This window comes from Vibrio sinaloensis (genome assembly GCF_023195835.1).
GTDB classification, from domain to species: Bacteria; Pseudomonadota; Gammaproteobacteria; order Enterobacterales; family Vibrionaceae; genus Vibrio; species Vibrio sinaloensis_C.
The window spans coordinates 255516-271007 of record NZ_CP096200.1; the positions used below are offsets into that span (position 1 = coordinate 255516).

Here is a 15492-nt window from a genome sequence, read left to right on the forward strand (position 1 = left end):
GCTGTTTGTTAATTGCACAAATAGAAATTGTGAATTGCAGATTAGGAACAATGAGACGTGGTCGACGCTAGTTGCTCTAAACGTTGGTAGAGGTAATGTTTGAACCCTGCACAACGCTCAGGCATCGGCGTTCTCGGGCGATAAAACAGATCGATGTCGAAGCTTGCGCACTTGAAATCTTGCATGATGTGCTGCAGTTCACCTCGAGCTAATTGCGGGCCGACCAATGAGTGAGGCAAATAGGCGATACCCGCGTGTTCCAACGCCAAGTCGAGTAGCATTTCGCTATTGTCACACTCCAATGTATCTTGAATTGTGGCGATGTCGGTTTTGCCATCGCGTTCAAAACACCACTTGTTACCCCCCACTAAGGTTCGGGCGTACAGACAGCGATGTTGGCCTAACGCCTGCGGTGACGTAGGCACTCCATGCTTGGCAAGATAATCAGGAGAGGCACAAAGGTACAGTGGCTCACGCAACAAGCGGCGACGGATTAGCAGCGAGTCTTGCTCGGGCTCACCTTGATAACTGGCACTGGCTCGAAAGGCAAAATCAATCGAGAGTGGATCAAACTCGCCTGCTTCAATAAAGATACGAAAGTTCACCTGCGGATGCATTTCAATGTATTCAGCGACAATTTTGGTTAAGTATTGGCGAGCAAATAGAGGGGTTGACGAAATTTTGATTTCGCCTCGCTGCTGATCTGCTAGGTTTTGCACCTCTTCACACAAGCTATGAATATCCGGTAACAGTGGAGAAAAACGTTGATACAGTAAGTCACCAGCTTGGGTCGCGACCAACTGCCGCGTGCTACGTTTAATGAGTTCCACCGACAGTGTTTCCTCAAGCTCTTTCACCCAGCGACTTCCCGCTGCCGGCGAGATGCCCTGCTCGATAGAAGCTTCGCGAAACGAGCCACAGCGCAGTACTGCACAAAAAAAGACGATTTTATCCAGTATAGGTTGGCGGCTTGACAGTAAATGACTACTCATTCGCTAACTAGCCCTCTCTGTAGCGCCAACTTAACCAATGCCGCGGTTGAGGTTGCACCCAATTTCTTTTTGATTCTCAAGCGGTGGGTTTCTACCGTACGCACGCTAATATGCAGTGAATCAGCGATATCTTTGTTGCACGCGCCATTCACAATCGCCTTGAGCACGTCCGATTCGCGACTGGTTAACGTATCGTCTTTAGGTTGTGGCTTATCGTTAATCTGTTCGAGCAAACGATCCGAAGCTTGTGGACACATGTAGGAGCGTCCTTGAGCCACTTGATTGATCGCCATCACCAGCTCTTCTGAGCCGACATCTTTGAGCACATATCCTTTGGCTCCTGCTTTGACCGAGCGAACCACATAATCACGGCTATCGTGCATCGACAACATGATCACTGCGGTATCGGCTTTACTTTTGTCGAGTTTTTCGAGCACTTCAATGCCGTTAAGCCCTGGCATATTGATGTCGAGTAGTAGCACGTCTGGTTTGAGCGTGGTGGTGGTTTCCAGTGCATCCAGTCCAGTGCCAACACAGGCGAGAATATCCAAATTGTCTTCGCGCTCAAGCCGCGACTTTAGTCCGTCTTGCATTAAACGGTGGTCGTCGGCCAATACCAGTCTGATCATATCAACTCCATGTTTAGGCTTACCCTAACTTCGGTTCCTTGTCCTTGCTCACTAGTCACAGCAAATCTGCCACCAATCGCCTGAATCCGTTCTTTCATATTTTGCAATCCCATATGCTCAAGTAGAGGGGGTTGACGTTTACCCGATTTGAGTTCTTTATCCGCTATCCCAATCCCATCATCGCTTACGGTCAGTACGAGTGTTCTGCCTTCGCGCTGCATGATTACATCAACACCTTGCGCGTTGGCGTGTTTTTCCACGTTATGCAGGGCTTCTTGTACAACCCGATACAAAGTCGTTTCAACTTCAGGTAAAAACTCTTCACCGTCGATGTCATGCTCGAACACCAGTTCAAGCTGAGTACGTTCACGCAGTTCGTTAATGTACGCTTCAATCCCAGCGACCAGCCCCAAGTCGTCGAGTTGAGGAGGCCGCAAATCACGTGAAATTCGCCTCAACTCAACAATCGCCTGCTCCATGGCATTTTTGCTGGCATCAAGTTCTAGCTCTTTCTGCTGCTCATCTTGCTCTTGCGACACATTCTCTAACCGATACTTAGCGGCAACCAGTAGCTGGTTTACACCATCATGTAACTCGCGCGAAACGCGACTGCGTTCGTTCTCTTGCGAGTCAATGATTTGTTGATTTAGCACACTCAATTGTTGATTGGCCAAGCGGCGCATATTGAGATTAAGAGAAGCACCCAGCGCCGCTATCACCGAGACAGCGACAAACACCACCCCAAACAATGCCGAGCTGGTTTTGCCGACATTTTGGTCAAATCCGTTTTGCATATGCGCCACTTGCCTGTCGATATCGTCGAGATATACCCCTGTTCCTACCATCCACTGCCATTTATCCAGAGATACCGCATAACTCAATTTGGGTAGTGGCTCTTTACGCGAAGGTTTGTGCCAAAGATAGTCGACAAATCCGCCGCCATTTTTTCCGGCGAGAATCAACGCTTGCAGTAGTTTTTTACCCTGCACATCTTCGACATCCCACCAGTTTTTACCGATGCGATCACTTTGGTACGGTAAGACCAGCGCATCGCCATCCCAGGTGTAGGCAAAAAAGTATCCATCGCTGCCATATGTGAGACTGCTCAACTTTTCGGCAACTATTTGCTTGGCTAACTCTTCACTAAGCGCATCGTCGAGGTAGTAAGGTTCAATGCTTTTGACTGCCATTTCTACGTACTGCTTCAATTCTTGCTTCTTAACCGCCAATACATTGCTACGCGTCAACGTTACTTGTTCTTCAACTAATTGTTTTGCCTGACTAAATAAGATGCTAGCCACAATTGCCACCACCAAGATCAGAGGCACTATTGAGAGCAGAATGATGTTCAGCGTAAGTCTTCTGTTGCTAACAAAGCCCATTTTGTCGTCCATGCATGTACGTAGTTTTACTGAAACTTTATTCGGAAAATTGCACTTTATACCGACTAAATTTGCGCAATTTTGCCAATGGAGAGCAAGAAATACCCTCACTACACTAGAGCTCAAATGTAACATTGCATTAACACAAATTACTACGCGATGTTCACATTTCTCGACATTAACAAGGAACCTGCTCTACAAGGAGATACCCCCTATGAATCTTAAGAAAGTTGCCTTCGCCACGGCTTTAGCTATTGCCGCATCTGGTCTTTCTGTTAGCGCGACGGCCGCCGATAAGAAAGTGTTGCTCAAAACCCCTATCGCATTTGGCAGCCATTTGCCCGCTTTAGGTACCCCGATCCAGTGGTACGCCGACCACATTACTAAAACTTCGGGTGGCAGCATCAAAATGAAAATCTACGAGCCGGGCAAGCTGGTCAATCCGGCCGAAATTTTAGACGCTGTATCAACAGGCAAAGTCAACTCTGGTTACTCTACAGCAGGTTACTGGCAAGGTAAGTTACCGGCTTCAGCGCTGTTTTCTGCGGTTCCTTTTGGTCCTGAGGCGGGTGAGTACATGGCATGGCTGTTCTTTGGTAACGGGATGAAACTGTACCAAGAGATGTACGACCAAGGTGGCTTTAACGTCAAAGTTATGCCTTGCGCCATCATCTCTCCTGAAACCTCTGGTTGGTTCCGCAAACCAATTGAAAAGCCCGAAGATCTGAAAGGTCTCAACATGCGCTTCTTTGGTTTGGGCGCATCTGTTATGGAAAAACTAGGCGTGGGTACCGTTCAACTGCCGGGCGGTGAGATCTTCGGCGCACTGGAAAAAGGCGCGATTGACGCATCAGAGTTTTCTCAGCCAGCTATCGACCAGCGCCTAGGTTTTCATAAAGTGGCAAAATACAACTACTTCCCTGGTTGGCACCAACAATCCACGGTATTTGAGCTGCTGATCAACAAAGACACATGGAACGGTATGAGTGAAACTCAACAAGCGGCCGTTGAGACCACCTGTATGGCAACCATGACCTACTCCATCGCCGAAGGTGAAGCGCTGCAGTTCGCAGCGATGGAAAAAGCCAAACAGAACGGCGTCGAGATTCGCTACTGGAATCAAGAGATGTTGAGTCTGTTTAAGAACACTTGGTTGGAAGTGGTTGAAGAGAAAAAAGCAGCCGATCCGTTCTTTGACAAAGTATGGGCCGATCTCAGCACCTTCCGTAAGGGATATGCATTATGGGCTGCGAATGGCTTCTTACCGCGTGAAACCCAAAGCCAATAACAACCCTATGTGATTTGGAGCTATACCTTGCACGTTCGGAGTAAGTACTTCAAACGTGCTCGGTAAGCGGCCGACATTAAACACGTCGGCCATGGTTTTAAGGAGTAACCAATGAACAAAGTGCTGTATTCCAATCCGGCGATCCCTTTGTATTCCCATATCGAACGATTTATTACCATGGCGAGCAAAGCACTGGCCTGGACCAATCTCGCTTTGGTGGCCGTTATCATTGTTCAAGTGATACTGCGCAAGGTATTCGCCAATGGTCAAATTTATCTAGAAGAGCTGCAATGGCACCTATACGCGACAGCTGTGATGTTTGGCACCGCTTACGCGCAAATCTCTAACTTGCATGTACGAGTCGATCTGTTCTACCACAAATTTTCAGAGCGAAGAAAAGCACTGGTTGACCTGTTCGGCTTAACCTTGCTGGCGATCCCTTTCGTGATAATTGTGATCTTACACTCCTATGACTTCGCCTACGAGTCTTGGCGCGTCAACGAAAGCTCGGCCTCGCCTTCTGGCTTGCCTTATCGATGGTTGATTAAAAGCGTAATCCCACTCAGTTTCAGTTTGCTGCTGCTGTCCATGCTGGCCAGAATTCTGCGCAATATAGAGACATTGTTTGCCACCGATACACTACAAGGAGACCGACATGGAAGCTAACGAGTGGATTGTCATCGCCATGTTCGGCTCATTCATTTTGCTGCTGTTTACGGGCATCCCCGTCGCCTATGTTCTCGGCGGGATTGGGGTGTTCTTTGCAGGAGTTGGCTATTTGGCCGATCTCTATTTAGACACTTTCACCGGATTGGATTACACCAGCCTAGGTTTGGTGGTCAACCGTATCTACAAGATCATGGATAACTGGATCTTGGTCGCACTGCCGATGTTTATCTTTATGGGTAACATGTTGGATAAATCGGGAATTGCTGAAAAACTGATGGCTTCGATGCAAGCGCTGTTTGGGAAAGTGCACGGCGGACTGGCCATTACCGTGATGGCTATCGGCATTATCTTGGCCGCCTCTACGGGGATTATTGGTGCCTCGGTGGTACTGCTGACGGTAATGTCCCTGCCGAGTATGATGCGTCAAGGCTACCACCTACCTCTCGCCCTCGGCACGGTGGCATCAGCGGGGACGCTTGGCATCTTGCTCCCGCCATCTATCATGCTAGTGATCATGGCTGATCAGCTTGGTCTCTCCGTGGGCGACCTGTTTATGGGCGCTATCATACCTGGTCTGCTTTTGGGCTGTTTGTACATTCTCTATATTCTGATGGTGGGGAAAATGAATCCTCACAAAGCGCCAGTGCCTGAGAACGTCGAACCGGTTGACTGGAGCTTAATCCTGCAAGTATTCAAAGACATTACCCCGACAGTAATGCTGATTTTTTGTGTACTTGGTTCTATTTTCGCTGGGGTGGCAACGCCGACTGAAGCGTCAGGGATTGGCGCATTAGGGGCGACTTTGCTGGCTGCCTACAACAAAAGACTCAATCTCAAAGTGCTGAAAGAAGTGCTGCTCGCTTCCTATGGAACCACAGCCTACATCTTTATGATATTCCTAGGAGCCTCATGTTTCGCCTTGGTATTGCGCGAGCTTGGCGGCGATGAGCTGATTGAATCTTTCCTCAGTGGTTTACCCTTTGGCCCTTACGGCATCATTGCGTTTATCTTGATGATTGTGTTCCTGCTCGGCTTCTTCCTTGACTGGATTGAGATCACCTTGATCGCTTTACCGCTACTTGCGCCCGTCATTGCGAGCCTAGGAATAGAGCTAGATGGTCACGGTGTGGTCGACAACCCAAGCCTAGTTTGGTTCGTGATGTTAGTCGCGATGGCACTACAAACCAGCTTTTTGACTCCTCCGGTTGGCTTTGCTTTATTTTATCTGAAAGGCGTATGCCCAGAGGGGGTGGCGCTGAAAGACATCTATCGAGGCGTAATCCCGTTTATCGCCATTCAGTTAGTCGCGCTTGTCTGCTTGGTGGTATGGCCTCAATTGGTGCTGTGGTTCCCAAGTGTGGCTTATGGGTAAATGATTTAGATTGGCTTTCAACAAAGAGAAGGACTTTCTTTAAACCCTAGACGCCATTAAAATGCCCGAGCTCATGAGACTCGGGCTTTAGTCTTAAAATGTGGTCAAATTTCTTCTTAGTCTATGAGGCTAAACTGATATCCAGTTTACCTTGGGCCAACGCTGGGGCCAGACCCGGAGTCAACGGCAAACGTGGGATCACCAAACAGTGCATTAGGTGGTAGATGTCTTGTTTGCCATCCCAAACAACGCTGGTGCCCGCTTGGTTGTTAACATCGAGCTCTTGCCACCATGAACAACCTTCGTAATCAATCAGATAAGTGCGACAGTAATCCCACCATGTGCGGTACCAATCTTCGTACTTTTTGTCCCCAGTCACCGTGTACAAAGCGTAAGCAGTACCGATAGCTTCTACAGGCGCCCAACGAATACGTTCACGCACTACCGGTTGGCCTTCCCAATCGACTGAGTAAACAAAGCCCGGCGCACCATCAACATGCCAAGCGTCACGAACCGTCGCATCAAACAGACCAATCGCATCTTCAAGCAGCCAATCAGGACAGTGTGCACCAATCTCTTGCAGCGTCGCACGGAGGTGACAAATCAGACGCCCCCACTCGATCCAGTGACCGGGTGTACCACCGTAGGCACGGAAGTGACTCGCTGGCGTCTCTTTGTTGTAGTCTGGCAGCGGGTTAAAGTCAGAATCAAAGTGCTCGTTAACACGGTAGTTCAGACCTTTCGCCGTTTTATTGATCATAAACTCTGTGATGTTGAGAGCGCGATCGAGCCACTTTTGATCTTTGGTTACATCGTAAACAATCAAGAAGGCTTCGACTGAGTGCATCGCCATGTTACCACCACGATAGTCCTCCGTTTCGGTCCAAGCTTGATCCCAAGACTCAAAACACATCTGCTTTTCTTCTATCCAGAAGTGATTTTCATAGACGTTAATGGCTTCATCTAATAAGGCCTGTGCACGCGGGTGACCCGTGGTTACCGCGCTCGCAGCACCAAGCAACACAAACGCATGTTGGTAGCCTTGCTTGGATGAATCCATAATCCCTTCGCCTTGGTTGTCGATAGTCGCGAACCAACCACCATGCTCTTTATCTTTTAACGGACCTTCAAGCGCCTTAATGCCGTGCTCAACCAGATCGTAAGCCCCTGGACGGCCCATGTGTGCGGCTAAAGCGTAACAGTGAAGCATGCGCGCAGTAATCCACAGGCGCGTGCCCATTTCTTCTCGAACATTGCCATTATTGCCAATCCAGCCAAAGCCGTTTTCGACCACAGCGTTGCGGCCAAATTCGAAGATACGATCAGTTTCGGCGTCTAACCATGTAGTGTGAGAGCGAGTATTAATCCATTTCATTTCAACGTTACCTTAAAATACTTATTTATAGTCTTATTCGAATTTTGTTTAGCATGACGCTTGCTTTCTAAGCTCATCTGCCAGATTGTGCACATCAAAGAACACCACCTGAATCTGGTTCTCGGGTAATCGGATAAATCCCAGAGCCCCTTGACGGCGCAGGAGCTGCTCATCAACCGCCCCCATATCTTTCACTTGAATTCTTAAACGGGTCGCGCAATTGTCGATCTTGCCATCTTGGATATTTTTAATACCGCCTAACGCATCTAGGATCTTATGCGCTTTTGCTTGTAAGTTGCCTTTGTCATTAATCATCTGCTGTTTTCTCCAGAGATGAGCGGCTTGGCGCTATGCTCATCTCATTGATATTGATTGCTTGGTCGTTGTGTTATTTAACACATAGGTACTTGGTGGTTATTACTACATGATGCCGACCAATTGAGGTAATCCGATAACCAGTTGAGGGAAGCATGACACGAGGAAAATCAGTGCAATCTCAACCATCAAGAAAGGCACAATCTTGCGAGAGATTTCTGACACCGGCACTTTAGACACCCCAGACGCCACAAACAGAACCAATCCCATGGGAGGTGTCGCCAAGCCAATCGATAGGTTGGCACACATCACCACGCCGAAGTGGACTGGGTCGATGCCTGCACTGATCATGATCGGTGCAAAGATTGGAGCGAAGATAAGAATCGCAGGGCCGGCATCGAGGAACATACCGATGATGAACAGTAGAACGTTGATAATCGCAAACAGTAAGTATGGGTTATCGGTTATACCGTTCATGAAGTCAGCGACCATATTCGATACGCCAGACAGACTAATCAATGAAGCAAAACCACTAGCCGCCGCGACAATGATAAGGATCGAGGCTGCGTTAACTGCTACTTTGGCAAACAGTGCATAAGTCGCTTTGGTGTTGGTTACTTTGATGATAAACAGCGACACTGCAATCGCGTAAGCAACGGCCACTGCCGCAGCTTCAGTCGGTGTAAAGATACCACCGTAGATACCCCCGAGGATGATCACTGGAGTCATCAAAGGAAGCAGTGCCAGACGGAAGGCTTGCTTACGCTCCATCGCGGGCGCTCGCTCCATTGGCTGAACACTCGGATATTTGCGAATCTGGAATTTGTTCATGATCATCAAGCCAATACAGAAGATGATCCCTGGAGTGACACCCGCTAAGAACATCGCCGCTACAGACGTATTCATAACGAACGCGTACAACAACATGATACCCGATGGTGGAATAATATTACCTAGCACCGTTGCGGCTGCAGTTAGTGCCGCTGAATAGCCTGTGTCATATTTATATTTCTTCATTTCAGGGATCAGCATGCCACCAATCGCTGAAGTTGCGGCGACAGCCGACCCCGTTAGCGCACCGAAAATGGTTGCGGCCAGAATGACAACATGACCTAAACCACCACGTAAGTGCTGTACCATGGTTTGCGCAAACGCGATGATACGTGGCGTGATGCCGCCAGCAGTCATACACTCGCCCGCTAACATAAAGAACGGCAATGCCAGTAGTAAGAAACTATCTAAACCCGAATACAGACGCTGATACAACATGTTTGCGAACAGCATTTGATCGTTTTGGAACAAAGTAATCATAGGTGATAGGCCCAGTGTGAATAGGACTGGTACACCAATGATTAACAGAATCATAAAGTAGAGTAAGAAAATCGGAGAAACCATTATAACACCCTCTTAAGCCGCAGTTTCTGATGCCAGTGACTGCGTTTGCTTTGGCTCTTGTTCTGGCGCCTCTTCCGTGGCGGCAGGAGCTTCAAAAAGTCCAGCTGTCTTAGCTGTCTGTGATACATCTTCAAAATCACCCAACATAGCGCGCATTGCAGCGATGCTCTTTTGCACAGCATAGAGGATGGTGATTGCCATCATTACAGGTGGGATGATGTACACCACGAACATTGGGATTGGCAGGCTATCCGCCATAACCGAACCTGTTTCAAAGAAATTCCAGCCAAACTTAATCCAGACAGCGAATACAATGATCGCAGCGATGTGCGCTAATAAAGTGAGAAATGCAAAGAGTCTAGGCGTTTTCTTTTCAAGAATTTCTGTAACAAAGGTCATCGCTATATTCTTGTCTGTCAGGTAAACAAACGGCAAACATAGATAAGTCATGTAAATCATTAAGAATCTTGAAGATTCGTCTGTCCAACTAAGTGGAATATTGAGGATATAACGGAACAAAACTTGTGCAACGACGATCAGTGTCATCACTAGCAGTAAAATGCCCGCAATATGACGCAACACCCGAGACAGAGGCGTCGTTACCGTGTTCAGTGCTTTTTCGATGGCTCGTAACATTGAATCACCATTATTGGATTAGAAAATTAACGGGCGCCTTTCATTCAGCACCCTAGCTATGAGCTATTTGGTGATTATTATTTTGCTTTGCCGTTAGAACCAAATAGACGAATTTTGTGTTGAACCACTTCTTTCATTGAAGCAATACCGCTGTTCATCACATCGGCCAGAATGTAGTCGGTTTCATTCTCGCGCCAATGAGCTTGTACTCCATGAATGAAGCCTTGACGAAGCTCAGTATCGACGTTGATTTTCGCCACGCCGCGTTTAACCGCTTCCATAACTTGATCATCAGGAACACCCGAACCACCGTGCAGAACGATCGGCTTCTTCACTGCTTCTTTAATTTCTGACAACCGATCAAATTTTAGCTCTGGGGTAGTTTTGTAAACGCCGTGCGCCGTACCGATAGACACTGCGAGATAGTCAACGCCAGTACGTTCTGAGAAGTCCAATGCTTCTTCGACTGTCGTGATCATGGCATCTTTTTCATCCACAGTGATGTCATCTTCTGTGCCGCCAATTTTACCAATTTCACCTTCAGCACCTAAACCGAGCGCGTTGGCTACATCAACTACCGCTTTAGTAATACGGATATTGTCTTCGAACGGCAGTGCCGAACCATCAAACATCAGCGATTGGAAATCACGAGTTGCCGCTTCCATACACTGTTCAAACTTGCGGCTGTGGTCGAGGTGTATACAGATTGGAACCGTAGTTTGATGGTGCTGAATTAATGAGTCAACAGCATCGCGTAGTGGCTTCATGCCCATTTCGTTAATGGCTTTTTGACCAATCTGAATCATGATCGGCGATTTTTCTTCTTCTGCTGCTAAAAGTACTGCTTTAATTGTTTCTAGGTTGTGAGCCGTGAAAGCACCGATTGCGTAACCGTTATTCCACGCTTCTTGAATCATCGTTTTACCAGATACGTAAGGCATTGTGTTTATTCCCTTATATTGAATTTGTTTTGAAGAGCGTTGTTTCGTTAGCAATAAAGTAGCAGTCTTGATTGTCCATTTCTGTTATCTAGATAACATTTAATGTCCATTAAGTGACAATAATTACCACAAATGTACACCTAGTCACAAAACACATGAATAATTGGCTTTTATGCATGGCCTCTGGGACATGCCAAGTTTGGATTGTTACTTATGCGCAAAAAAACGCGTTGACCCAAAACAAGATTTGTTCAGTAATGAAGAAGAGAGAATATCAGCAGCGCTTTACCCATAAGGGAAACAAGTGAATCTATCAAGCTGATTTAGCGATAAAAAATGATGAAGCCAGCCTAACTCGTGCTGAATAAATCTCGCATAAAAAAGGCCTTGAACGACAAACGTCGATACAAGGCCAAACAAACATTGGTGACTCAGGCTGCCTGCAAATAACTCAGGCAATCACTGCCTGTTGAGAAAAGTTGTCCGTTATTGTTGATTTCTGTCTTTAAAATACAATTTGTCTCAAGCAGGCTATTGAATTTTTGGCTCTAACCCAGAAGTGACACGTAGATGCTCTAACACTGCGGTCCAATCTTGGCGACCACGTCCTGCCGCACGCGTCATACTATATAGTTCACGAGAGGCCGCTCCACATGGCATCGGCACGTTTACTTGGTTTGCTAGATCAAGGGCAATACCCAAATCTTTATGCGCAAGGTCAACCATAAATACTGGCGAGAGATCCCCAGCCAATACCTTACCCGGCCATGTGGTGGTAAAGTGCCCTTTACCTGCTGGGGTACCACTCATCACTTTCATTGCCGTTTCCCACTCTAGGCCAATGGCTTCAGTGAGCGTCGCCGCTTCTGCAGAAAGGGCGTTGAGCGCAATACTCATGTAGTTGTTGATGATTTTGACTCGAATACCTTTACCGACGCCGCCACAATCTACCGTCTCACTCCCCATACAATCAAACAGTGGTTGAGCACGTTCAATCTGCTCTTTTGTCCCACCTGCCATGATCAGAAGCTCACCTTTAACGGCATGCTCAGAAGTACGACCCACTGGCGCTTCCATCATAGAGAAACCTTTGGCGGTCATTTCTTTCGCTAGCGAGTCTGTTTCTAGCGGGTGAATAGTCGACATATCAATCAGAAGAGCATTTTTATCCAACGTAGAAGCCACCCCGTTTTCACCAAAGATAACGTTCTTCACCAACGTGCCATTGGGGAGCATGGTTACCACAAACTCAGAATCTATCGCTGCGTCGGCAGGAGATGAAGCGGCAGCCGCTCCTTGCGCAACTAAGTGTTGAACCGCTTCTTCATTGATATCAAATACTTTTAGTGTGTGGCCACCTTTGATTAAGTTGAGTGCCATTGGGGAGCCCATCTGGCCCAGCCCAATAAATCCAATCGTCGACATGTTTAAATTCCTTCACATTAGCGGATAAGTTGCATTCAATATAAACGTTAATCCGCTCTTTGACCGCAATGAATGTCACATTTTGTCCGTTAATGTCCATTTTGGTTGTTTTGTGATTATACTCCCAGTGAAATTCTCAGATTTCGATATACTGAGATGACAGCTAAATAGCCCAATAACTTAGAGAGCAAAGAGAACAACTATGACAATTGCATGTGTAGGTATTACCGTATTAGACCGAATTCAGCGTGTCGCTAATTTGCCAACCACTGGTGGCAAGTATGTCGCTAAAGATTATTTTGAAGTTGGTGGAGGCCCTGCAGCCACTGCAGCTGTTGCGGTAGCTAAGCTCGGTCACCCTGTCGACTTTATTGGCCGTGTTGGCCAAGATGGTGTAGCCGATACTATGTTGACTGAACTTGCCAGTTACGGCGTTGGTATAGACAAAGCCGTACACATCAATGGCGCCTCTTCTGCATTCTCAGCGGTCTTAGTTGATGATGAAGGTGAAAGAATGATCATTAATTACCAAGATCCATCATTGAGTCGTGACCCGAAAGCGTTAGAGAGTGTTGATTTCTCTCAGTACCAAACCGTACTGACCGATGTTCGTTGGCCCGAGGGCGCTAAGTTCGCTCTAGAACAAGCCAAAAGATATAGTATCCCCTCAGTACTCGATGCTGACGTCGCCCCAGATCCGATCGAAGATCTGGTTAAACTGGCTGACCATGTGGCATTTTCTGAGCCGGGTCTAGAGAAATTTACTGGCTGCAACGACCCTATTGAAGGTCTGAAACTTGCTCAGAAACAAACAGATGGCAAAGTTTATGTTACTGTAGGCTCCAAAGGTTGTTACTGGCTAGAGAATGGTCAAGTGTGCCATGAGCCTGTCATTAAGGTAGACGTTGTCGATACAACCGGCGCGGGCGATGTTTTTCATGGCGCTTTGGCGGTTGCCGTCGCAGAATCTAAACAAAGTCGTGAAAGTATTGTTTTCTCTAATACCGTTGCAGCGCTAAAATGCACCAAGAGAGGTGGTCGAGAAGGAATCCCGACTAGAACCGAAGTGGACCAAAAATTACAAAAATAGACAAAGCGAAGGATTGATGTGACTAATCCCAGACAAGATAAGTTAATTCAGCTCGTAAATGATAAAGGTTATTACAGCGTGGAAGAGCTGGCGGAAATGTTGGACGTTTCCACCCAGACAATTCGTCGTGACATTAAGAAGCTCAGCAATGAGCGCTTGGTGATTCGTCACCATGGTGGGGCTAGCTCACCTGCGACCAAGAATAACCTAGATTACGAAGTCCGTAAGGTTTCTGATACCGAACAAAAGCACGCGATAGGTAAAGCCATTGCTGACTTGATTCCTGACAACTCAACCGTATTCATTACCATTGGAACCACCGCAGAAGTCATCGCAAGTCACCTAGCCAGCAAAAACAACTTGCAAGTGATCACCAATAGCCTTCGCGTCGCCAATGTTTTGCATACCAACAAATCGATTGATGTGTTGATCCCCAGTGGGAAAGTGAAAGCATTTAACGGCGGCATTGTCGGAACCGAAGCGATGGATTTTATTTCGAACTTCCGATTTGACTATTTGGTCACCAGTGCTGCGTCGATCGACGTGGATGGCACTTTACTTGAGTATGATCTCAACGAGACCATGATTACTCAGACCGTGATGAAATCAGCGCGACACGTAATGGTCGCGATGGACTCAAGCAAGTTCATCCCTAAAGGCTCGATTACTCTTGCCAATATCAAAGACGTGAGTTGCTTCTTTACTGACAAACAACCAAGTCCATCTATTGAGGCAGCCGCAAAGCAAGGTGACACCGAATTAGTGATTTGCTAAGCGCTACCCCTGGTTAATGCTAAAACAAAACGGCTTCCTCAGAAGCCGTTTTGTTATTTCTATCTCAAGCAAATGCGCACTTTCGATGCCCAAAGTGCGTAGTCATTCTCTTGATTACCCTAGCGAGAAACGGTGAATGGTTTTTTCTTCAAACACTTGCCCTGGGTTGAGTCGCGTTGATGGAAAATGCGCTTTATTGGGGCTGTCGGGGAAGTGCTGCGTTTCTAAACACAAGCCATGGCAAGCTTCATAACGTTTACCATGTCGACCCACCCAATGTTTATTCGATAACTTAAAACCATTATAGAACTGCACCCCTGGTTGGGTGGTGAGCACCGTCATCATACGGCCACTGATTGGTTCATATAGCTCAGCCGCACGCTTATATTCCCCTTCGCTCTTTGCTCCATCAAGGACAAAGTTATGGTCGAACCCGTCACCACTGAGCATCTCAGCGTTTTCAGCGATGCGCGTTCTTTCGCTGAAATCTAAACCCGTCCCTGTTACCGAGCGAATCTCTCCAGTTGGAATCGAAGTGTCGGATACGGGAGTATAAAACTGAGCATGTAGTTTAAGTTCATGGCCGTTCACGCTGCCAGAGTCATGACCTGCGAGATTGTAGTAACTGTGGTTGCACAAGTTCACCACTGTGGGCCTGTCCGTTGTGGCTTTAAAGTTATAGTGAACTTGATTGCTCTCATCCAGACCAACACTGTGTGTGACCTGCAAATTTCCCCCATATCCAGATTCGCCATCAGGCGACATTCGGCTAAAGTGAACGAAAATAGCGTCTTGTTGAGCTTCAATCGCAAAATCCCACACGTATTTATCGAAACCTTTGCTACCGCCATGTAAGTGTTGGCCAGTAGGCAATTCATTATTCTCCAAAACAAACTGCTCACCATCTAATGAATAACGACCATTTTCTATACGGTTGGCATAGCGCCCCGCTACAGCGCCAAAAAAGGGATGTCCCCCCAAGTACTTTTCTAGATTTTCATAACCGAGCACCACATCGGCGAGTGCACCGTTGCGATCCGGTGCTTCAATAGAAGTTACAATACAACCATAGTTGGTCACTTTAAGCTTCATTCCGTGACCGTTCTCTAGGGTAAACAACTTCACGGGTATTGCATGGCCTTCGACCATGCCCCAGTTTTCTTGGTTAAATTTCACGTTATTGCCTCTTATTTTTCCTTTTCTATTTGA

General features: G+C 47.1%; 15 protein-coding genes. 5 read left to right on the top strand and 10 right to left on the bottom strand.

Annotation, left to right across the window (positions count from 1 at the left end; translation table 11 throughout):
* Positions 1 to 41 precede the first annotated feature (41 nt).
* Genes MTO69_RS14750 through MTO69_RS14760 form a run of 3 tightly spaced genes read right to left on the bottom strand, consistent with a single transcriptional unit; the run spans position 42 to position 3003 of the window.
* Complete coding sequence (locus tag MTO69_RS14750) at positions 42 to 992, bottom strand: LysR family transcriptional regulator (RefSeq protein ID WP_248335158.1); 951 nt, start codon at positions 990 to 992, stop codon at positions 42 to 44.
* The gene (locus tag MTO69_RS14755) at positions 989 to 1621 is read right to left on the bottom strand and encodes a response regulator (protein ID WP_248335159.1); all 633 of its coding nucleotides are present in this window, start codon (positions 1619 to 1621) and stop codon (positions 989 to 991) included. The genes MTO69_RS14750 and MTO69_RS14755 overlap by 4 nt, the downstream gene beginning before the upstream one ends.
* Positions 1618 to 3003 (bottom strand): cache domain-containing protein, encoded by a 1386-nt coding sequence (locus MTO69_RS14760; RefSeq protein ID WP_248335638.1) that lies wholly within the window; start codon positions 3001 to 3003, stop codon positions 1618 to 1620. Before MTO69_RS14760 ends, MTO69_RS14755 begins: the two co-directional genes overlap by 4 nt.
* A 214-nt stretch (positions 3004 to 3217) precedes the next feature.
* Between MTO69_RS14760 and MTO69_RS14765 the strand changes: the two genes are divergently transcribed.
* The 3 genes from MTO69_RS14765 to MTO69_RS14775 all read left to right on the top strand — a co-directional run bounded on the left by MTO69_RS14765 (position 3218) and on the right by MTO69_RS14775 (position 6332).
* A complete protein-coding gene (locus MTO69_RS14765; protein ID WP_248335160.1) occupies positions 3218 to 4291 on the top strand; it encodes a TRAP transporter substrate-binding protein in 1074 nt (357 codons plus the stop codon).
* A 111-nt stretch (positions 4292 to 4402) separates the two neighbouring features.
* Positions 4403 to 4957: a TRAP transporter small permease subunit gene (locus tag MTO69_RS14770; RefSeq protein ID WP_248335161.1), complete on the top strand. Its 555-nt coding sequence runs from the start codon at positions 4403 to 4405 to the stop codon at positions 4955 to 4957.
* Complete coding sequence (locus MTO69_RS14775) at positions 4947 to 6332, top strand: TRAP transporter large permease (protein WP_248335162.1); 1386 nt, start codon at positions 4947 to 4949, stop codon at positions 6330 to 6332. Before MTO69_RS14770 ends, MTO69_RS14775 begins: the two co-directional genes overlap by 11 nt.
* Before the next feature lie 121 nt (positions 6333 to 6453).
* On the opposite strand, the gene MTO69_RS14780 is transcribed toward MTO69_RS14775, so the two are convergent.
* From MTO69_RS14780 to yihU, 6 genes are all read right to left on the bottom strand, one after another.
* A complete protein-coding gene (locus MTO69_RS14780; protein ID WP_248335163.1) occupies positions 6454 to 7707 on the bottom strand; it encodes an AGE family epimerase/isomerase in 1254 nt (417 codons plus the stop codon).
* Positions 7708 to 7755: 48 nt separating this feature from the next.
* A complete protein-coding gene (locus MTO69_RS14785) occupies positions 7756 to 8022 on the bottom strand; it encodes a PTS transporter subunit EIIB (protein WP_248335164.1) in 267 nt (88 codons plus the stop codon).
* A 105-nt stretch (positions 8023 to 8127) separates the two neighbouring features.
* Positions 8128 to 9417 carry a TRAP transporter large permease gene (locus MTO69_RS14790; RefSeq protein WP_248335165.1) on the bottom strand — a complete coding sequence of 430 codons (1290 nt, stop codon included), beginning with the start codon at positions 9415 to 9417 and terminating at the stop codon, positions 8128 to 8130.
* A 12-nt stretch (positions 9418 to 9429) separates the two neighbouring features.
* Entirely contained in the window at positions 9430 to 10053 is a 624-nt protein-coding gene (locus MTO69_RS14795) for a TRAP transporter small permease (protein WP_248335166.1), read from the bottom strand.
* Positions 10054 to 10130: 77 nt separating this feature from the next.
* Positions 10131 to 10994: a class II fructose-bisphosphate aldolase gene (locus MTO69_RS14800; RefSeq protein WP_248335167.1), complete on the bottom strand. Its 864-nt coding sequence runs from the start codon at positions 10992 to 10994 to the stop codon at positions 10131 to 10133.
* A gap of 531 nt (positions 10995 to 11525) precedes the next feature.
* A complete protein-coding gene (gene yihU / locus MTO69_RS14805) occupies positions 11526 to 12419 on the bottom strand; it encodes a sulfolactaldehyde 3-reductase (protein WP_248335168.1) in 894 nt (297 codons plus the stop codon).
* A gap of 202 nt (positions 12420 to 12621) precedes the next feature.
* Here yihU and MTO69_RS14810 point away from each other — a divergent pair, with 202 nt between their 5' ends.
* Entirely contained in the window at positions 12622 to 13509 is an 888-nt protein-coding gene (locus tag MTO69_RS14810; RefSeq protein WP_248335169.1) for a PfkB family carbohydrate kinase, read from the top strand.
* An 18-nt stretch (positions 13510 to 13527) separates the two neighbouring features.
* On the top strand, positions 13528 to 14283 hold the full coding sequence (locus MTO69_RS14815; RefSeq protein WP_248335170.1) for a DeoR/GlpR family DNA-binding transcription regulator: 756 nt from the start codon (positions 13528 to 13530) through the stop codon (positions 14281 to 14283).
* Between the two features lie 114 nt (positions 14284 to 14397).
* On the opposite strand, the gene MTO69_RS14820 is transcribed toward MTO69_RS14815, so the two are convergent.
* Positions 14398 to 15459 carry an aldose epimerase family protein gene (locus tag MTO69_RS14820; protein WP_248335171.1) on the bottom strand — a complete coding sequence of 354 codons (1062 nt, stop codon included), beginning with the start codon at positions 15457 to 15459 and terminating at the stop codon, positions 14398 to 14400.
* Positions 15460 to 15492 lie beyond the last annotated feature (33 nt).